Raw genomic sequence first — 19504 nt, 5'->3', positions numbered from 1 at the left:
TTAATTTGTTAAATAATGAAGCGTAAAGGATACATATGGTCTACATTTGAGTCGACCAGTTTAAAATATAGGTAAATTTTGTAAAAAGTGTGACACAGTTCCACTTTTTTATTAATATTTATGTTTAAATCGTAGCATTACCGTAATTTTACATTTTGTTAAACTCAAAAAATAGATGAAATGTAATGAACAGAGGGGATGATTAACAATGAAAATTCATTATGGAAAAGCTTTAAGCTTAAGTTTGGTGCTGAGTTTGGCATCACAGTTTTCTGCAGCAGCAGTACTTAAAGATACTCCAAGCAAAACTGGTTCAGAGAAACAGACTTCGCTTATTGAAAAAGCTTTAGATCAGCAGAAACGTAACCCTATTGTGTTACCTTCTACAAATGATGAGCTTAAAGTTCTAAATACGATTCGCGTTACACCAACTCAAAATTTTCTTGCTGCACAACACGAACGTTTTTCACGTTTTGTTCAGGCAATCTTTCAGCCCCATGCTTCTTAAAATCTGAAACACCCCCTCTTCGTTTCAGTTTTAGCCCAGCCTGACGTTAAATAAAACGTCAGAATACTGGGCTTTTTCGTTATAATAGTTTCAATTTTTATTCTGACCCATTATCTATGAAAGTTCGTACTCGTATTGCACCTTCCCCTACCGGTTTTCCTCATGTTGGCACAGCCTACATTGCTTTATTTAACATGTGTTTTGCGAAACAACATGGTGGAGAATTTATTTTAAGGATTGAAGATACAGACCAACTTCGTTCTACACCAGAGTCTGAAAAAATGATTTTGGATTCATTACGTTGGTTAGGTTTGAATTGGTCTGAAGGTCCAGATGTAGGTGGCCCACATGCACCTTATCGCCAATCTGAACGTATGGGAATTTATAAGCAATACGCATTAGAACTTGTTGAAAAAGGTCATGCTTTTTACTGTTTTGCAACAGCAGAAGAACTTGACCAAATGCGTGCTGAACAACAAGCACGTGGCGAAACACCAAAATATGACGGCCGCGGTTTAAAACTTTCTCAAGAAGAAGTGACTCGACGTCTTGAAGCGGGTGAACCTCATGTCATTCGTATGAAAGTGCCTGAAGAAGGTGTTTGTAAATTTAATGACTTGCTACGTGGAGAAGTTGAAATTCCTTGGGCTCAAGTCGATATGCAAGTCCTTCTTAAAACAGATGGCTTACCAACTTACCATTTAGCTAACGTTGTTGATGACCATTTAATGGAAATCACTCATGTATTGCGTGGTGAAGAATGGCTTCCATCTGCACCAAAGCATCAGTTGCTTTACCAATATTTTGGTTGGGAAATGCCAACTCTTTGCCACATGCCACTGTTACGTAACCCAGATAAATCAAAACTATCTAAACGTAAAAATCCAACATCAATAAACTACTACCGCGATATCGGTGTATTACCAGAAGCCTTGTTAAATTATTTAGGCCGTATGGGTTGGTCAATGCCAGATGAAAGAGAAGTTTTCACATTACAAGACATGATGGATAACTTTGATATTCAGCGTGTATCACTAGGCGGACCAATTTTTGACGTTGAAAAATTGAACTGGCTTAACGGCCAATGGATTAAAGGTTTAACTCCAGGTCAATTATTAGACCGTTTATTAACATGGAAGAGTGATCGCAGCACTTTAGAAGACATTGCTGCCGCTATTCAACCACGTATTAATTTACTTTCAGAAGCTGTGAATTGGGCTGGTTTTTATTTTAACCATATGCCACAAATTACTGCTGAAATGTTTGAAAGTAAAAAATTGACTCAAGAGCAAGTTCGTCAAAGTTTACAATTTGCAATTTGGCGTCTTGAAGGTCAGTTTACTTGGAATAATGACACCGTTAGCCAAACCCTAATGGATCTTGCGAATCAGATGGGCATTAAACTACGTGATTTCATGCCAGCGTTCTTTATCGCAATTGCCGGTTCAACGAGTTCAACACCAGTGATGCAATCAATGGTTACGCTTGGGCCTGATTTAACTTTCGCTCGCTTACGTCATGCCTTAGAAATTGTGGGCGGACCGAGCAAGAAAGAAGTTAAAAATTGGGAAAAACTCAATGAGAGCTTAAAATTGCCGAAAAATGACGCAACTAGCGAAGTTTAATTCATTTTTTTGTTGACGTGTGAGCGCATTCACCCTAAGATTGCGCTCACACAAACTGGGGTCATAGCTCAGTTGGTAGAGCGCTACAATGGCATTGTAGAGGTCAGCGGTTCGATCCCGCTTGACTCCACCACGCTCATTTGTGTTTGCCTCATCAAGTCCCTATCGTCTAGAGGCCTAGGACATCGCCCTTTCACGGCGGTAACCGGGGTTCGAATCCCCGTAGGGACGCCATATTCTGCTTTAAAAATTATAAAAAGACTCTATCGTCACCTTACTGTTTATTCTTTATCTCTTTCTAGATTGCACATTTGTCTATTTTATCTAAAATAGCGTCTTTCTTAATTCTCTCAATGTGTAATATGCAGCCATCTGACAATCAACTAGATGCTCATCAGCATCAGAACAGTACTGCACCTTTAAAAAGAGCCATGAGTACGCGCCATCTTGTGATGCTATCACTGGGCGGAGCAATCGGAACTGGTCTATTTTTAGGTTCAGGGGAAGTCATTTCACAAACTGGAGCTATTGGCGCAATTATTGCCTATATTCTTGGTGGCGCGATCGCTTACATGGTCATGCTCTGCCTAGGAGAACTCGCTGTACACATGCCTGTTTCAGGTTCTTTTGGTGCCTATGCCAAAAAATATATCAGTCCAAGTACTGGCTATATGATTTCTTGGATGTACTGGCTCACCTGGACTGCAACGCTTGGAACTGAATTCACTGCCGCAGCTCTACTCATGCAAGAATGGTTTCCACAGATTTCTATGTGGATTTGGACAATTATTTTTGCAGTTACTATTTTTGGCTTAAATATTAGTTCAACTCGTATTTTTGCTGAATCTGAGTTTTGGCTGGCTCTTGTTAAAGTCGTTACCGTGATTGCCTTTATTGTGCTCGGCCTATTAGCAATTTTTGGTTTAATTCCATTCCATGGTGCCCAGACTGCTCCACTCTTTAGCAATCTTACGGCTCAAGGCTGGTTCCCTCATGGTTTAATTCCTATTTTTACGACCATGTTAATTGTTAACTTTGCTTTCTCAGGAACCGAATTAATTGGTGTAGCAGCTGGCGAAACAAAAGATCCGGCTCAAAATGTACCAAAAGCGATTAATGCCGCGATCTGGCGCCTCCTTATTTTCTTTGTGGGTACCATCATTGTTATTAGCGCTTTACTTCCTTTCCAACTTGCGGGTTTAGGCGGTGACGGTGTAAGTAGCAGTCCTTTTGTGACGGTATTTAATTATATTGGCATTCCATATGCGGATGACATTATTAGGTTTGTAATCATCACAGCTCTGCTTTCAGCAGCCAATTCTGGCCTATATGCAGCTTCACGTATGATGTGGTCTCTGTCAGAACAAAAATTACTACCTAGTGTGTTTGCGACTTTATCAAAAAGTGGAACACCAATCGTAGCTCTAGTTGTAACTATGTTCGGTGCAATTCCAGGTTTGTTATCAGAGCAATTTGCACCCGAGACTATTTTTAAGAATCTGCTTGGTGTAGCGGCTTTTACCATGGTCATTGTATGGATGAGCATTTGTTTAAGTCAGTTCAATTTCCGCCGCCAATGGTATAGATCAGGACATACAGTTAAAGACTTACAATATGCTGCGCCTTTATTCCCTATTGTGCCAATTTTAGGTTTTGTTTTCTGTTTTATTACTTGCTTGAGTATGGCAGCAGACCCTGAAATGCGCGCTGGTTTTGTAGGCTGTCTTATTTTTACAGCTTTATGTTATGTCAGTTATTTTATTTTTTATCGCAATAAAGGCTAAACGCGTCGTTATTCAATTAAAGTGTAGCAAAAAGCTACACTTTTTTTTGCCTATATACTGGTTTTAAATAACATACCGTTGTAGATTAAAATTTATATTAAAAACAAAATCTTGTATAGAATGAAAATTATATTTATCCATGGGATGAATCAACAAAACTACACAGCACATCGCTTGAAAGAGCATTGGTTAAAAGTGTTTAAGCTGGGCTTAAAACAAATGCCTTGCAGAGTTAATGTCCGGGATCTTCATATCCACATGCCATTTTATGGCGACTTAATGACCAAATACCAGTTAAGTAACCAATTAGATCTTAACACTTTGTTACCTAAGTCATTTTTTAATAATTATTTCCCTATTAACTTACACCCAAGTAATCCTCCGACTAGAGAGCACACTCCATTTGTTCCATTGTTACGTCCCTCAACCGATCAAGCTGATAAAAGCTTCTCAGAACGGCTTTATCTCACTTCTCAATTAGTTAAAGATCGTGTACTGAAAGAACTAGTTGTTTTATTAAATAACTTTCCTAAACTGCATGAAAGTTTGATTCAACAATTCCTCATCGAAACCTATATGTATCTATCTAACCCAGAGTTTATGGAGGAAGTACATCAAAGAATTTTAAAGAAAATGCGAGAAGACGAAGATTATATTGTGGTCGGACACTCTCTTGGTTCAGTTATCGCTTTCCAATTATTATCAGATCCATCTTATCAATTCTCAGTTAAGCGTTTTATCACCCTAGCTTCCCCTTTATCTTTTCGCGTGATTCAAAGTAAGCTCCCGAGTCCAATTTCTAGACCGCCATGTATTTACGGTGATTGGTTTAATTTTTACTCTCAAGATGATTTTTTGACCGCATTTCCATTGTGCGAAGCCCCATTTAATTTTGAACCTGCCATTATTAATCAGAAAATTTATACTTTCGCCAACCAACCTCATGAGATTTTAGGGTATCTACAACATCCGTCGGTCATAAAGGCAATTATTGAGCCTTTTCAGAAAAATGAAGGCTAAATGTATATATTTTCTACAATTTGAGTTATTTTTAATCGCTTGACTGTTTTTTTTAATATTTCTTCAGAAAACTATTTGACACTTTTATTAAATCGACCTAATATACGCCCACCTCTGAAACGTCCCTATCGTCTAGAGGCCTAGGACATCGCCCTTTCACGGCGGTAACCGGGGTTCGAATCCCCGTAGGGACGCCAATATTTTTTCAGATGTATGCCTCATATAAGTCCCTATCGTCTAGAGGCCTAGGACATCGCCCTTTCACGGCGGTAACCGGGGTTCGAATCCCCGTAGGGACGCCAAATTCTAAAAAGCCACTGCATAACGTCAGTGGCTTTTTTCTTGCCTAAAAAAATAAAAAGCCAATCAATGATTAGCTTTTCATATGCTCTATCAACCCGCAATTCCTACTTGTACTTCAAGGCGACCTGACTGCACTCGTAGTCCTCTAATTTCAAACTGATCTACGAGCTGCTGCACAAGCTCGCGACTTTCTCTCAAAATATTCAAGCCTGGTAAAATACTAAAATCAGTCAAACTCAGAAGCTTTTCAACCATCCATGAACGGTTGTTAATAAAGTCAATAAATCCTGCTTGCTCTAGGTCAATAAACCACATGCGATGCCCATCGCGTTGGATTCCGGGAATATCACCAATCAAATGATTAATAAGTGATGGAATAGGCAACATATTTACCACTTCGAAACCAACTCGACCAATACGTCGCACAGCCCAATTTGACAAGGTGCCGCCATGACGAATCTGGACATCAAGACTTTCATCCATTTGACGCAAGCGTAAGAATTTTTCCTGCCCAATACGGCATTCCAATACTTTAAAATCTAAACTCAAACGATACATGAAGCGATGATAATGCCCATCGATCTCGACTTGGAAACTGTCATTGCCGCACTTGATTTTAATATCATCAATTTCAGAACGATCTATGCGCTTACGAATCTGATTATTTAATAACATTTCGGGTAAGTACAACGTTAAGGTACTTTTGCCTAAAAAAGTTCGCGCCATAATCAACGCGACTTGACGTGCTGTTTCACTGGTTTCAGACACCATATCTCTTACAGTACCTGCTGCCAGATTTGTCATTCCGACAACTCCACGTCGTGTATGCGTAGTTACTTGATCGAGCGCGCCCAAAGCAGCATCAGCAACCTCTGCAATATTACGTGTCGTGTCGCTAGCAAACCCAACTGCATCTTGGGCATGTTGCAATGTCTTATGCAGTAATCGACGAGATAATGACGGTTTAGCAGTATCTGGGGTAGCTAAAACCGGTGCTGTCGTTGTAGGCTGCGACTTATTGTCATCTTGTTGACCCAAGTCCCTCTCTCCTTTTTATATTTATCCCACATCCTATTCGAGTATTTAAGCTCATTTATTGTGCTAATCACACTTCATTTTTCTGTAGATTAGCATGCTCTACAATATTATTTTATTTTTTATGTGTACGGATAAATCATCCGTTTTTTATATTTCTTTGTTTATTCATAAGTAGTTTTTCTGCTAACTCAATGCATTTCATCGATATATTACAAATTTTTTTCTTTCTGCACATTTCCGTTAGAATAGATTTAAACTAAATGTGGAGTTCCCATGCAATATCGTTGCCCTAAATGTCAAAGTGTTAAAATTATGCCTGTGAGCCAAGGCGTTAACAGCGCAAAACCTGTCGTTCCTAAAAGTCTGGTTATCTTGATTCCTGCAATTTTTGTGCTTTTACTGTTAGTAGTCATTAGCATCTTTATGTGGATTTTTGGCAATGGTGCAGGTAGTTCTCTTCAAATCGCAACAGTAGTTGCATTTGTGGTTACCGTAGGGGCAGGTTTTATGTTCTGGCGTGATTTGCCTGATTTCAAATTGTCTATGCAAGCATTTATGCAGTCACAAAAACACTGGAAATGCCGTGACTGCAATAACGAATGGGAAATTTAAAAAAAACTGTTCACATCAGCTCAATGCTGATGTGAATGTGCATTATCTGCATCATCATGTTTATGCGAAGCATGTTGAGCAATATGCTGACAATTGATTTCTGCATCGTCCTCAATTTGCAATGTCACTTCACCAATACCATGTTCATGGGAAAGCATTTCAACAGCATCTTGATACAACTTGGTACGATCAGCTTCAGGCGCAAATAAGTGCACTGTTAAATGGATGTTTTTAGAAGTGATCGCCCACACTTTGAGTTGGTGAATACTTTCCACACCATTTAAAGAAAGTAAATCTGCACGTAGCTTCTCAATATCGACCTCTTCTGGCACACCTTCGAGCAAAATGTTAATACTTTGCTTAAGTAAAACCCATGTTCTTGGTAATACCCAAAATCCAATCAGTACTGCAATAAGCGTGTCAATCCAGTACCAATTAGTGAAGTAAATAATAATCGCACCAATAATAACGCCTACTGAACCTAGTGCATCACTCAATACTTCTAGATAAGCACCTTTCACATTTAGACTGTTATTGGCACTCGACATTAAAAGTTTCATTGAAATGAGGTTAATTACTAAACCAATAGTCGCTACAACCAGCATACCTACACTTTGAATTTCGGGCGGCTTAGAGAACCGGATATAGGCTTCATATAAAATATAAATTGCCACCACGAAAAGCATAAGTGCATTAAATAAAGCTGCCAGAATTTCAAAGCGCTGATAACCAAAAGTACGTTTATTGTCGGCAGGACGTTTTGAAATCTGAATTGCGACCAGAGCAATTGCCAAAGCAGCTGCATCTGTAAACATATGCGCAGCGTCAGAGAGCAATGCCAGACTTTGTGTGATTAAACCTGCAATGACCTCAACAATTAAAAATGTCGTAGTAAGCGCCAAGGCAATCGTTAGTTTCTTGGCATTACCTTCAGTCACTACAGCATGACTATGGTCATGACCATGTTGTCCACCCATTTTGCGGACTCCTTATTATTTATCTTTATGGTGAGGTAAAAGTAACCATGAATTCATGTTTACCTTTACCTGTTTCAAATACTTTTCTGACTCAAACTTTTGCATCAAAAAAGATATCTCAAATCGATGACATTATGAATGCTCAACTTTATTCGTCTTGCTTTCATTCATCCATCGATAAATGACTGGCAATAAAACCAGCGTTAGTATCGTAGATGAAATAATGCCACCGATTACTACCGTTGCCAAAGGTCGTTGTACCTCTGCACCCGTTCCAGTTGCCAAAGCCATTGGAATAAAACCGAGGGAAGCAACGAATGCCGTCATTAATACAGGGCGTAATCGCAGTACAGCACCTTTCCAAGTTGCAGCATGAACATCTAGAGTTGCTCTTAGCTCTTTAATGAATGTGAGCATGACCAAACCATTCAATACCGCAACACCTGATAGAGCGATAAACCCGACTCCAGCAGACATAGAAAGCGGAATATCTCTCAGCCATAAAGCTACTAATCCACCAGATAAAGCGAAAGGAACCCCGCTAAATACAAGTAAACTATCTTTAAAGTTACTAAATACCGCCATCAGCAATACAAAGATCATGATGAGCGCCATCGGTACGACGATTTGCATTCTTGCAGTGGCAGAAGCAAGATTCTCAAATTGCCCTCCATAACCTAACCAATAACCGCTAGGTAGCTTTTGCTGCGCCAGTTTGCTTTGCATCTCTTGTACAAAAGACCCAAGGTCACGATCACGCACATTTGCTGTCACAATCACTCGGCGTTTGCCATTTTCACGGCTCACTTGAGCAAGGCCCAGAATATTCTCAACCTTGGCAACGTCTTGTAACTGGATCAGACCGCCGTTTGGTAAGCGAATCGGTAATTGTGCTAGCTGCTGAGGCGTACGCATGTCTTCCTGCAAACGAATCACAAAATCGAAACGTCTATCACCCTGTAAAATTTGCCCTACGCTTTGTCCTCCAATACTCGCAGCGACAATATCCTGAATAGACTTGACTGATAATCCATATTGGGCAGCCAGAGCATGATCAACATCAACATTGAGTAATGGCAAACCGTCAGTCTGTTCAACTTTGACTTCACTGGCACCTGGAATGCTACGTAGCTGTTGGGCTATTTTTTCCGCTTCCTGATTGAGGACCTGCATATCGTCCCCAAAAACTTTCACCCCGATATCACTACGGACGCCTGAAATGAGTTCATTAAAACGTAGTTCAATCGGTTGCGAGAATTCACTGTTATTACCAGGAATCTGATTCACGAATTGCAGCATTCTGGTACGCAATTCATCTATTGTTTCTTTAGGGTTTGGCCATTGATCATGTGGTTTTAATAGAACAATACCATCGGAAATATTTGGAGGCATGACATCGGTAGCAACCTCGGCTGTTCCTGTTCTTGCAAAAATGGCTTTAATTTCAGGGAAAGCTTTGAGTAACTGCTTTTCTACATTCTCTTGAATCTTAAGCGACTCTTCTATGCCTGTGCTCGGTGCACGCATGAGTTGTAATGCAAAATCACCCTCACTGAGTTGAGGTGCGAACTCACTCCCCACTCTTGTTGCAATAGCACTTGTCAAAATTAAGATGCTGACCGCTGCTGTGACAACAACATATCGAAAGGCATATGCTTTATCGAGTAAGCCTGCATAACCTTTTTTCAGCGTCATCATCCAGCGGCTTTCTTTTTCCTTCACTTCACCCGTAACAAACAGAGCTACTGCTGCCGGAACAAAGGTCACAGATAAAATAATTGCTCCCAATAATGCTAGGACAACGGTCATTGCCATAGGATGAAACATCTTTGCTTCAACGCCTGCTAAAGCAAAAATTGGTAGGTACACGACCATAATGATGATCTGACCAAATATTAATGGTCGGCGTGCTTGTTTAGCCGCTAGAAAGACCTCAGTGAAACGTTCGGAACGTGTTAATAAGCGACCTTTTAAATGCTGCGCTTCAGCTAAACGCCGAATACAGTTTTCAACAATAACAACGGCCCCATCAACAATGATCCCGAAGTCCAAAGCGCCCAGACTCATCAGGTTGGCACTGATTTTTTGTTCCGCCATACCTGTTAAGGTAAAAAGCATTGCCAATGGGATAATACAAGCAGTGATTAAAGCGGCGCGAAAGTTTCCTAAAAAAATAAAAAGGATAACGATGACTAAAATCGCCCCTTCAATCAAATTTTTAGCTACTGTTTTAATCGCTTTATCTACGAGGCTACTACGATCATAGACTGTTTCAATCACAACGCCCTGAGGGAGCGATCTTTGAATTTCCTGAACTTTATCGTCAATCGCCTTAGCAATAGTTTTACTGTTTTCACCCATCATCATCATGGCGATACCTAAAACAGTTTCCTGTCCATTATAGGTAGCACCACCTGTACGCAAATCATGACCAATCGATACTGAGGCTACATCGGCAACCCGTATAGGTAAACTATTTTTAGTGGCGACCGTAACGTTCTGGATATCTTGTATTGACGTCAGCATGCCGGGAACACGAACGGTGAGTTGCTGGCCATTCTCTTCAATAAATCCAGCACCTCGGTTTTCATTATTATTTTGAAGCGCATCCTGTAAGTCGGTAAGTGGAATCTGCAACTGCTGTAACCGTGTCAGATCTGGAGAGACCACATAGGTTTTGTTATATCCACCAATGCTATTCACCTCGGCTACCCCTTGTACACGTTGTAACTGGGGCCGAATAATCCAGTCTTGAATTTCACGCAGGTCCATCGCGCTATAGGCTGAACCATCTGCTTTTTTGGCATTTGGCTCGGCTTTTACCACCCATTGATAAATCTCACCGAGTCCAGTTGAAATTGGAGACATTTGCGGATCAATGCTATCGGGTAAAGCACTCTTAGCCTCTTGTAACCGCTGGTTAATCAGCTGCCTTGCCCAGTAAATATCAGTACCATCTTTAAAGATAATCGTGACCTGAGAAAGACCATATCTGGAAATTGAACGAGTCTGTTCCAGATTTGGAATACCAGACATGGCATTTTCAATCGGATAAGTAATCCTTTGCTCAACTTCTGGTGCTGTAAAACCATTGGCCTGACTATTGATTTGTACCTGTACATTGGTGATATCAGGCACAGCATCAATTGAAAGTTTTTGATAGCTATAAATTCCGACACCAATCCAAGCAATAACAAACATCATGACCCAAATGGCGTTGTTAATTGAAAACTGAATAATTCGATCAAACAAACCTTCAGCCTTTGGCAAATCAGGTTTATTAATGTCCATGCTCAGCCTCCCCTTTTTCAAGTTCGGACTTAAGCAAGAAACTACCTTGAGTCACATATTGCTGTTTTTCAGTAATTCCTGATTTAACTTCTACCCATTGTGCATCTGAAGAATAATTGCCTAACTCAACGGCAACAGGAGCAAAATGAATTTTATCTTTCTCCTGTTTTGCAACAAAGACGACATTCTTGCCATCCATCTGTTGTATCGCTGTCTTATTAACCCGTAATACAGTCGCTGCATTATTTTGTTTAAGTAACACATTGACCATTAAGTTAGGGCGTAATTCTTTTGAAGGTGTGAGTACCTTGGCACGAACCTGTAGACGACCAGTTTGAGTATCTGCTTCTGAAGTTAAACTTTGTACCTGTGCTTTAAAAATATTATTCGTTTGCAGTGATTTAAATTCAATTTCCTGATTAGGCTGAATATTAGTATTTGCACTTGGTAGCACAAATTCAACCCATAACTGATCTAGGCGATCAATAACAAATAACTGTTTTTCAGGACCAATTTGCTCACCAATCACAATATCTTTATTACTGATTACACCGCTTAAAGGCGCAGTTAAAACATATCGGCCTTTACTTGAGCGATTCGCTCCCAAGGCACTTAAACGACTATTTGCAGCTTGTACCTGAATTTGCGCCTGACGATAAGCATTGTAAGCTTTCTGATAATCTTGACGTGCTGAAACCCCTTGTTCCCACAATTGTTTTTCACGTTGATAATCTTGCTGGGCTAATGTCAGTGCTTCTTGTGCCATGCTTAAGTTAGCTTGTTGATCGACTAAATCAGGTACAAATAAAGTCGCAAGCGCCTGACCCTTTTCAACTTGTTGTCCCAACGCAACATTTACACTATCTACACGCGCAGAAAAAGTTGAAGAGACATGTGCTTGCTGGTCTGTATTTACAACAAGTTTGGCAGGATACGAGAGATTCTGCTCAACTTCTCCACGTCCTACTTGCTCTAACTTCACTCCATATTCAACCAGTTGCTTAGACGTGAGATTTACACTGCCTTCCTCTTTTTCAGATTCTTCATGACCAACTTCACCCTCTGCATGCTCTTCTTCACCTTCATCAGTATTAGGCTGTTTTTTTCCAGAGAAAAATAACCAAGCACTTAAAGCAAGGCAGACGATCAGCAGCAAAATAGCAATAAACCATTGGTTTTTCATTTTTTTAACTGACATTACTCTGCCCCTCCAACTGTCGGCAACTTATAGGTGTCTTGCCATAAATTTTGATTAATTTGATTTAATGCATCTCCAGACATCACCATATTTGGATCAATCCCGAGAGCTAAACTTTCTGCCTCAATTGCTTTTTGCCAAGCAGATTTAAGTAGTTGAACTTTTTTCAAACGTTGTTCTTGTAATTGAAGGGTAGATTGCTGGACATCAGTAATTGCAAATTTACCGACCTTAAAGCCAAGCAACATTTTCTCTTGTACCGTCTCTGATAAAGGGATTTGCTGCTCATTCATTAAATTATACTGCTGCTTTAAACCCGCTAACTCGTACTGTAGAGTACGGATAGAATTCTCGCTTTGCTTTTTATAAAAGCTTTGCTGCTGGTCAATTAAATCGAGTTTGCTTTGAGCAACTTTGAGTGTATATTGCTGGCGATTAAAAATATTTAAAGGAACTGCAATACCTACTCGAATCTGATTTTCGGTACTGCTCGTTTCTGCGGTTTTACTACGAACCACACCCATATTTACAGTAGGCGTAGGCCGATTTTTTGCCTTTAAATAATTAATTTCAGAATTTTGTTGTATTGCTTGAAGCAGTAGGGACTGTTCTAACAAATTCTGTTTTAAATATTGGTCGATATCACTTTCATTTTTTAAAGGCCACGCACTTTTTATATCTGGACGTAACGTGAAGTTATCTTCTGTCTCACCCCATAAGTTAGCCAATTTTCTTTTAGCACTACTCAGTGATAATTCAACTTCCTGATATAAACGCTGATTTTCAACATGCGTCATAAGAGTTCGATCTAAATCAACCTGAGCAATACTTCCTGCCTGAAAGCGTAAACGGGTAGCATCTAAAAGGTTCTTACTCGTTCTTAACTGGGCTTTAGCAACTTCATGTTCAAGCTCTAAAATAGACACTTGTGACCATAAATATTTTACCGCCAGCTTCAGTTGAGCCTCATATAAAACCTGATTTAACTCAACTTGATTTTGCTGAACACTTGCTAGTTTTTTTGCTGCGGAACGTACACCAAAAATATCTAGTTTTTGCGAGATCCCAAGTTCTAATTCCTGATCTTTTCCAGATTTAAAACCCGTTTGCTGTACAGAAACCGTCGGATTTTCCCATAGCTGGCTCTGTTTGATATTGCTCGCGGCGATATCTTGTTGAGTTTGCCAAATTCCTGTTTGAGTCTGAAACTGCTTAACCTGATCGAGCACCTGTTCAAACGTTAAAACATTCTGTACACGCTGTGGTTGTGTATTCTCAGCAAGGTTCTGATTTGAACTGGCTGCGTTTGTTACGACACCAGTTGAAAGTGCAACAGCAACAACTAATGATTTAAATACCCAAGATGTACTCAGACTAACGAAACTTTTTTCGTATAAAAAAATAGACATAAAATAACCCTATGAAATAAATAATATTTCTGGTGGGCTAATTTTCGGCTACCCCACCTATAGCAGGGTTAAAACAGGAGGCGGGTCTTGTTTAGAGATATGAGGGGACTTATAAGAATTGGACCAATAATATTGTTGTTTTGGCTCAGATGACTGTATTAACGGTGAAACAAGTTTTTCTTGTGCTTCTACAATCACAACATGAAAACATGAAGGCAAATGGTCATGATGATCGGACAAGTTTAAGGGAGCTTTATGAGTCCCTACGATATCTGTCTTTTCCGTATGGCTATGCTGTGAAGCTTCATAACTCAACGCTGCATGATGACCAAAATGATGTAATGCCTTTTCCTGATTTTCATGGGCGCAAAATGCCGCTGCCACATTCCATAAACTTTGGAATATAAGCAAACAGAATAAGACGGACATGAAAAGTGCAGAACGTGGCAACAGCACACCATTAAACTAAGAAGTTGAACAAAGCCACTATAGCAGGCAGTGGGCATGTAATAAAATTACATCTATAAGTAGCAGTATAGAAGCGATTCTAATCTCGCCTGAGTAAAGATAAGAATAAATCATTAAGAATCTCTATCTTTACTCATAGGAAACTAATTATTAAGTAATTAGTTTCCTACAAAAGAAATTATTTACGCTTACAAGTTAAATGAGGGTTCTTACTTTCTTCAGCTTTAGCTTTTGTTTCTTGCTTAGACTTAATATTCTTTTCGAGGAATATTAACCCTCCATCAGCATGAGCCAAACTTGTTGAAAGAAGTAAAACCATCAAAACCGATTTTGTATTTAGTTTAATAGACATAATAATCACCAGATCTAAATATTCCTAATTTATTTAAGGACTTAGCCCAGAAATAAAATTAATTTTTCGCATACCTTAGTTAATCAATTCAGGACAAATCTTCTGAGTCTCTAAGAAGCATGCGGATATACTTTCATTTCATTTTTAGAACCAACTAAATAATGAAGGGAGAACACCGTGCAGTCGCAACTCATCAAAAAGTTGGACTAAGGCCGCAACCCAGATAAACCACACCACCTGCGTCAAAAAAATACGGAAATGCTTCGGTGAAACCTGATAGAACTCAGGCTCTTTAAAATTTTTGAAACTTGGTAAAAAGCGTGGAATTGTCTTTATATAATCTGAATATGCAGTTCCATATTTTTCACTCAGGAATGCTTCTTCTTGGCGTATAACAAAATGGTAGTAACAGAGAAAATAAAGCGTGAATACTATTGGAAAGATAAACGTCTCTGTAATCAACATGATCCCGACTCCACCCAGATAACTAAACAGATAGAGTGGATTTCTACATAAAGAATAGGGACCGTCTGTCACCAACTTGGCATTCTTAAATCCGGAAATGTAAAGACTGCACCATATTCTTCCCATTACTCCGATGCCCACAAAAAACCATCCAAAGAACCATAAAATATGTTCTATAAATGCCGCTTGGAAATGCCATTTACTAAAACTTAAAGCAAGAATAATAGCTAAAATCAGCCCAATCACTCGGGAGCTCACAGTTCTAACACGGGGGGAAAATAAAATATTCATTTCCATAAACCTCCATCACTGTGAATCATCAGAGATGAGATAACCGACTCATTAAAATGATATTTTTGTTTTCCCGAAAGATTTGACAGAACCTTATATCCCGCCTTGTCATTAACATAAAGACGTGAATGTTTAAGCGAGTAATCTACATAGAAGATTGCTGCGCTTTGTTTGCACATATAATTAAGCATAAAATAACCCTTTGAAATAAATAAATTTCTGGTGGGTTATTTTTCGGCTACCCCACCTATAGCAGGGTTAAGACAGGAGGGGGATTTAAAGAGCCAAGATACGGAGACTGATAAGAATTAGACCAGTAATAGATTTGTGAAAGCTCATGTACACGCACAAAAGGTTCTTGAGCTTGTTGTGCATTTTCAGTCATCACTACATGAAAACATGAAGGTAAATGATCGTGATGATCTTGCCAGCTTAATAGAGCATTATCAGAATTTTCTACAATACCCACATGTTCAGTCTGCATATGGTCTGAAGATTGATATACATTTAAATCTGCATGATGACCGAAATGTTGTAATGCCATTTCCTGATTTTTATGCACGCAAAATGCCGCTGCCACATTCCATAAGCTTTGGAATATAAGCAAACTAAACAAGACGGACATAAAAACTGTAGAACGTGGCAACGGTACACCATGACAGTAAATTGCACAAAGTCACTATAGCAAGCGATACCAATGTAATAAAATTACAAAATGATTTTTGGTTAATTTATCGCTGTTTTAAAAAAGTTTTTTCTTTAGAAAAATTAATTTCCTGTTTTGAGTTCCTGCAATGTATAAACTATTTTCTACTCTACTTGTTGTCGTCTGTTTAAATTTGAGTGCTTGTGCCACGACATTACTTTCAGAAGCCTTACCTGACGAAACCACAAGAACCGAGAAAATCTTTTTAGCAAAAGATCAAATCATTGCTTTAGGACAAGCTGTTCAAAACCAGCAAGAACAAGGGATCATTTTTGTAGGCCAAGATTTTAGTTACTTAATGACCGAGGGAAGCGCTGAGCTATCAAAACTTCTTCATGCAATCCCAGCAGATCAGCGAAGTCTGACCAATCCGTCCCCACTGGTACTGACCATGGATGACCCAAATCATTTTCATGGTGTTTTACAAATACGCTATAAAACGCGTATGGTTGATTTAAATGACTCGCAAAAAGACTTATTAAAATCCCTCGGCTTTAGACAAAATTTCGATATTATTCAAAATCAGCAAACAGCACCTTATCCCTATATCAATATTTTCTTTAAAGGCCAGCTTTATCAATCACAGGGAGCTAAAAAAGTCGAAAAAACCTTAGCGCAACCTTATCCAATTATCCTGCAACAGGAAAATAAAATTACCAAAAAACATCCTTTGAAAAAGGCGACCCGTATGGCACTTTATCCGTTAGCGATGGCATTTGATGTGGTCACGGTGGCCCCTTCTCTGATCTGGGCAGACTTACGAGGTAACTTTACAAAATAGAAGTTCCTGGGCAAAACTAATTAACTAGCTCTTAAGCTAGTTTTGTTTAAAGAAATTTCTTTTGTTTGATATTTATAAATTTTCTCAAAAGTCTTTTACGTTAAATAATAGCTATTTTTTAATTTTAAAAGCTCTAATTTCCCTTAAGAATGCCACTATTCTCATAGTAGTTTCACTTAGCGTAAAAACACGTGTAACTTTTATGTAAGCCAAAACTTCATTATTTTTCATCCAAATGCGCTATATCACATTTACAAAAAAAAACATAATATTTCAATATAAGGGACTAGCTTAAAAGTGTGAGTCAATTCAATTAAATTGAGGAACAAGGGAGACTATCATGAATATGAAATCAATCAAGTATAGGCTTAATCACTTGTTTGCTTTTGAAAACTTACCTTCTGATATGCATTCACAAGCAGTTGATGAAATTGAACAGGGTTTACGCTTTGAGGAACTAGCCGAGCAAGACCATGAACGTATGCAAAACTGGTTAGATGTAACTCCTAACGATCGAAATGCTATGTGGTGCTACCTACGAGCAGCTTTACGTGGTAGCTCTGACGCTTCTTTTAAGCTTGGTATCGGTTATCTAAATGGTCAATTTGGATTAGATAAAAATTATCGTGAAGCTGAAAAATGGCTACAAAAAGCAGCAAGTCAGGGACATCCCGATGCTGAACGCTGCTTACAAGAAGCGTTTAGCAAGCTCGCATTTTCTTAAAATAAAAAACCAGCCCTTAGGCTGGTTTTTTAAATTAACAGAGATTATCCGCTAATTTTTTTGTATTTAGTACGTTTTTGAACAGCGTCTTCACCTAAACGTGACTGACGGTATGCTTCATATTCTGCATAGTTACCTGTGTAGAATTCTGGCTGTTCATTTTCGAATGACAAGATGTGTGTCGCGATACGGTCAAGGAACCAACGGTCATGCGATACCACCATTACCGTACCTGGGAATACAAGAATTGCATCCTCAAGCGCACGTAAAGTTTCAATATCCAAGTCGTTTGATGGCTCATCCAGTAAGATAACGTTTGCACCTTGCTGTAAAATTTTCGCAAGTTGTAAACGGTTACGCTCACCACCAGACAATTCGCCTACGCGTTTTTGCTGGTCTTGACCTTTGAAGTTAAAGCGGCCGATATAAGCACGTGAAGCAATTTCATAATCGCCCACTTTCAAGATATCTAAACCACCAGACACTTCTTCCCAAACAGTTTTGTTATTGTCTAGAGTGTCGCGAATCTGCCCTACGTAAGCCACTTTAACTGACTCACCTAAAGTCACAGTACCTGTATCAGGTTGCTGTTCGCCAGTCATCATACGGAATAATGTTGTTTTACCCGCACCGTTTGGACCAACGATACCTACAATTGCTGTTGGAGGTACAGTAAACGATAAGTTTTCGTACAATACACGGCCGTCAAATGATTTGCTGATACCTTCCACTTCCACAACTTTATTACCCAAACGAGGGCCAGGTGGAATGTAGATTTCAGACGTTTCATTACGTTGCTGGAATTCTTTAGAGTTAAGCTCTTCAAAACGCTCCATACGCGCTTTGTTTTTCTTTTGCTGACCTTTCGCATTTGAACGAACCCATTCAAGTTCTTTTTTCAATGCTTTAGCAAAAGATTCTTCTTGTTTCTGCTCTTGTTCTAAACGAGCATTTTTTTGCTCTAACCAAGAAGAATAGTTACCTTGGTAAGGAATACCGTGTCCACGGTCAAGCTCCAAGATCCACTCGGCAACGTTATCTAAGAAATAACGGTCGTGCGTAATCGCAACGATTGTGCCAGGGAAATCTTTCAAGAAGCGCTCTAACCAAGAAACAGATTCTGCATCTAAATGGTTCGTCGGTTCGTCAAGAAGCAACATGTCTGGCTTCGAAAGCAATAAACGGCAAAGTGCTACACGACGGCGTTCACCACCTGAAAGCTTAGTTACGTCTGCATCCCAAGCTGGAAGGTTCAAGGCATCTGCCGCGATTTCAAGCTGGTTATTTAAGTTATGTGCATCCCAAGCATGGATAATTGATTCTAATTTTTCCTGCTCTTTTGCAAGTGCATCAAAATCTGCATCCGGATCTGCATATTCTGCAAAAACCTGATCAAGGCGCTCTAATGCATCTAAAGCTTCACGCACGCCATCTTCAACGTTACCACGAACGTCTTTAGTCGGATCAAGAGGTGGCTCTTGCTCTAAATAGCCGATTTTAATTCCAGGTTGTGCACGAGCTTCACCAGAGAAATCTTTATCTACGCCAGCCATAATACGAAGCAAGGTAGATTTACCTGCACCGTTCAAACCGAGTACACCAATTTTGGCACCCGGGAAAAATGATAAAGAGATGTCTTTTAAGATTTCGCGCTTTGGCGGAACCATCTTAGACACTCGGTTCATCGTATAAATATATTGGGCCACGCAGGACTCCTCAATTGAAAAACCAATACATCGCATAAGCGATAAATAATCGCGCGTATTATACGCTGAAAACCCCAACAACTTGAAGTTATGATTTCCATCGTACGGATTTATCAAACAATTTTCTTTTTCAATAAGTTGCAAAATGTTTATGGATAAGATTTATACAACGTTTCAGCGTATATTTTTCTATCTTTATTCCTAAAATTAGAAAACAAACCAGAATTTGTGCAATTTTCTATTTAA

18 protein-coding genes and 4 tRNA genes are annotated in these 19504 nt (G+C 39.3%); 11 read left to right on the top strand and 11 right to left on the bottom strand.

Features of this window, described 5'->3' with window-relative positions; genetic code table 11:
• The first annotated feature begins 208 nt into the window (after positions 1-208).
• From MKL51_RS13710 to MKL51_RS13675, 8 genes are all read left to right on the top strand, one after another.
• Positions 209-508, top strand: a complete 300-nt coding sequence (locus MKL51_RS13710; RefSeq protein ID WP_002116889.1) for a hypothetical protein — start codon at positions 209-211, stop codon at positions 506-508.
• 116 nt (positions 509-624) lie between these two features.
• A complete protein-coding gene (gene gltX / locus MKL51_RS13705) occupies positions 625-2133 on the top strand; it encodes a glutamate--tRNA ligase (protein ID WP_017400508.1) in 1509 nt (502 codons plus the stop codon).
• Between the two features lie 57 nt (positions 2134-2190).
• Positions 2191-2266: transfer RNA gene (locus MKL51_RS13700), tRNA-Ala, on the top strand.
• A 25-nt stretch (positions 2267-2291) separates the two neighbouring features.
• Positions 2292-2367: transfer RNA gene (locus tag MKL51_RS13695), tRNA-Glu, on the top strand.
• A gap of 128 nt (positions 2368-2495) precedes the next feature.
• Positions 2496-3917 (top strand): amino acid permease, encoded by a 1422-nt coding sequence (locus MKL51_RS13690; protein WP_025466636.1) that lies wholly within the window; start codon positions 2496-2498, stop codon positions 3915-3917.
• 120 nt (positions 3918-4037) lie between these two features.
• Complete coding sequence (locus tag MKL51_RS13685) at positions 4038-4937, top strand: PGAP1-like alpha/beta domain-containing protein (RefSeq protein WP_078210317.1); 900 nt, start codon at positions 4038-4040, stop codon at positions 4935-4937.
• Positions 4938-5058: 121 nt separating this feature from the next.
• Positions 5059-5134: transfer RNA gene (locus MKL51_RS13680), tRNA-Glu, on the top strand.
• A gap of 29 nt (positions 5135-5163) precedes the next feature.
• Positions 5164-5239, top strand: a tRNA-Glu gene (locus MKL51_RS13675).
• Between the two features lie 91 nt (positions 5240-5330).
• Here the strand turns inward: MKL51_RS13675 and MKL51_RS13670 are convergent.
• The gene (locus MKL51_RS13670) at positions 5331-6278 is read right to left on the bottom strand and encodes a hypothetical protein (RefSeq protein ID WP_017481741.1); all 948 of its coding nucleotides are present in this window, start codon (positions 6276-6278) and stop codon (positions 5331-5333) included.
• A 273-nt stretch (positions 6279-6551) separates the two neighbouring features.
• Between MKL51_RS13670 and MKL51_RS13665 the strand changes: the two genes are divergently transcribed.
• Positions 6552-6890 (top strand): hypothetical protein, encoded by a 339-nt coding sequence (locus tag MKL51_RS13665; RefSeq protein WP_002117013.1) that lies wholly within the window; start codon positions 6552-6554, stop codon positions 6888-6890.
• 20 nt (positions 6891-6910) lie between these two features.
• On the opposite strand, the gene MKL51_RS13660 is transcribed toward MKL51_RS13665, so the two are convergent.
• From MKL51_RS13660 to MKL51_RS13620, 9 genes are all read right to left on the bottom strand, one after another.
• On the bottom strand, positions 6911-7867 hold the full coding sequence (locus MKL51_RS13660) for a cation diffusion facilitator family transporter (RefSeq protein ID WP_017481742.1): 957 nt from the start codon (positions 7865-7867) through the stop codon (positions 6911-6913).
• 132 nt (positions 7868-7999) lie between these two features.
• Entirely contained in the window at positions 8000-11158 is a 3159-nt protein-coding gene (locus tag MKL51_RS13655) for an efflux RND transporter permease subunit (RefSeq protein ID WP_017481743.1), read from the bottom strand.
• Positions 11148-12356, bottom strand: coding sequence for an efflux RND transporter periplasmic adaptor subunit (locus tag MKL51_RS13650; protein WP_017481744.1), 1209 nt, complete (start codon positions 12354-12356; stop codon positions 11148-11150). The genes MKL51_RS13655 and MKL51_RS13650 overlap by 11 nt, the downstream gene beginning before the upstream one ends.
• Complete coding sequence (locus MKL51_RS13645) at positions 12356-13765, bottom strand: TolC family protein (RefSeq protein ID WP_017481745.1); 1410 nt, start codon at positions 13763-13765, stop codon at positions 12356-12358. The genes MKL51_RS13650 and MKL51_RS13645 overlap by 1 nt, the downstream gene beginning before the upstream one ends.
• A 57-nt stretch (positions 13766-13822) precedes the next feature.
• Positions 13823-14215, bottom strand: coding sequence for a cation efflux protein, CzcI-like (locus MKL51_RS13640; RefSeq protein WP_002116733.1), 393 nt, complete (start codon positions 14213-14215; stop codon positions 13823-13825).
• Between the two features lie 196 nt (positions 14216-14411).
• Positions 14412-14585 carry a hypothetical protein gene (locus tag MKL51_RS13635; protein ID WP_017400515.1) on the bottom strand — a complete coding sequence of 58 codons (174 nt, stop codon included), beginning with the start codon at positions 14583-14585 and terminating at the stop codon, positions 14412-14414.
• 144 nt (positions 14586-14729) lie between these two features.
• Complete coding sequence (locus MKL51_RS13630) at positions 14730-15347, bottom strand: methyltransferase family protein (RefSeq protein ID WP_017400516.1); 618 nt, start codon at positions 15345-15347, stop codon at positions 14730-14732.
• Complete coding sequence (locus tag MKL51_RS13625; protein WP_005067033.1) at positions 15338-15532, bottom strand: hypothetical protein; 195 nt, start codon at positions 15530-15532, stop codon at positions 15338-15340. The genes MKL51_RS13630 and MKL51_RS13625 overlap by 10 nt, the downstream gene beginning before the upstream one ends.
• A gap of 56 nt (positions 15533-15588) precedes the next feature.
• Positions 15589-15987, bottom strand: coding sequence for a cation efflux protein, CzcI-like (locus MKL51_RS13620; protein WP_002116970.1), 399 nt, complete (start codon positions 15985-15987; stop codon positions 15589-15591).
• 148 nt (positions 15988-16135) lie between these two features.
• On the opposite strand from MKL51_RS13620, the gene MKL51_RS13615 reads away from it, so the two are divergent.
• On the top strand, positions 16136-16828 hold the full coding sequence (locus tag MKL51_RS13615) for a hypothetical protein (RefSeq protein ID WP_017481747.1): 693 nt from the start codon (positions 16136-16138) through the stop codon (positions 16826-16828).
• A gap of 340 nt (positions 16829-17168) precedes the next feature.
• Positions 17169-17552: a tetratricopeptide repeat protein gene (locus MKL51_RS13610; protein WP_002116715.1), complete on the top strand. Its 384-nt coding sequence runs from the start codon at positions 17169-17171 to the stop codon at positions 17550-17552.
• 44 nt (positions 17553-17596) lie between these two features.
• On the opposite strand, the gene ettA is transcribed toward MKL51_RS13610, so the two are convergent.
• Entirely contained in the window at positions 17597-19258 is a 1662-nt protein-coding gene (gene ettA / locus MKL51_RS13605; RefSeq protein WP_005067029.1) for an energy-dependent translational throttle protein EttA, read from the bottom strand.
• Positions 19259-19504: the final 246 nt, after the last annotated feature.

It is taken from the genome of Acinetobacter sp. AOR18_HL, assembly GCF_027855145.1.
Lineage (GTDB): Bacteria > Pseudomonadota > Gammaproteobacteria > Pseudomonadales > Moraxellaceae > Acinetobacter > Acinetobacter pittii.
This window is presented reverse-complemented; position numbering and strand designations above follow the sequence as displayed.

Bases quoted from the DNA above. Each gene is read 5' to 3' on its own strand.
- MKL51_RS13710 (WP_002116889.1), top strand. From the start codon at position 209: ATGAAAATTCATTATGGAAAAGCTTTAAGCTTAAGTTTGGTGCTGAGT.
- gltX (WP_017400508.1), top strand. From the start codon at position 625: ATGAAAGTTCGTACTCGTATTGCACCTTCCCCTACCGGTTTTCCTCAT.
- MKL51_RS13690 (WP_025466636.1), top strand. From the start codon at position 2,496: ATGCAGCCATCTGACAATCAACTAGATGCTCATCAGCATCAGAACAGT.
- MKL51_RS13685 (WP_078210317.1), top strand. From the start codon at position 4,038: ATGAAAATTATATTTATCCATGGGATGAATCAACAAAACTACACAGCA.
- MKL51_RS13665 (WP_002117013.1), top strand. From the start codon at position 6,552: ATGCAATATCGTTGCCCTAAATGTCAAAGTGTTAAAATTATGCCTGTG.
- MKL51_RS13660 (WP_017481742.1), bottom strand. From the start codon at position 7,867: ATGGGTGGACAACATGGTCATGACCATAGTCATGCTGTAGTGACTGAA.
- MKL51_RS13655 (WP_017481743.1), bottom strand. From the start codon at position 11,158: ATGGACATTAATAAACCTGATTTGCCAAAGGCTGAAGGTTTGTTTGAT.
- MKL51_RS13650 (WP_017481744.1), bottom strand. From the start codon at position 12,356: ATGTCAGTTAAAAAAATGAAAAACCAATGGTTTATTGCTATTTTGCTG.
- MKL51_RS13645 (WP_017481745.1), bottom strand. From the start codon at position 13,765: ATGTCTATTTTTTTATACGAAAAAAGTTTCGTTAGTCTGAGTACATCT.
- MKL51_RS13635 (WP_017400515.1), bottom strand. From the start codon at position 14,585: ATGTCTATTAAACTAAATACAAAATCGGTTTTGATGGTTTTACTTCTT.
- MKL51_RS13630 (WP_017400516.1), bottom strand. From the start codon at position 15,347: ATGGAAATGAATATTTTATTTTCCCCCCGTGTTAGAACTGTGAGCTCC.
- MKL51_RS13625 (WP_005067033.1), bottom strand. From the start codon at position 15,532: ATGCTTAATTATATGTGCAAACAAAGCGCAGCAATCTTCTATGTAGAT.
- MKL51_RS13615 (WP_017481747.1), top strand. From the start codon at position 16,136: ATGTATAAACTATTTTCTACTCTACTTGTTGTCGTCTGTTTAAATTTG.
- MKL51_RS13610 (WP_002116715.1), top strand. From the start codon at position 17,169: ATGAATATGAAATCAATCAAGTATAGGCTTAATCACTTGTTTGCTTTT.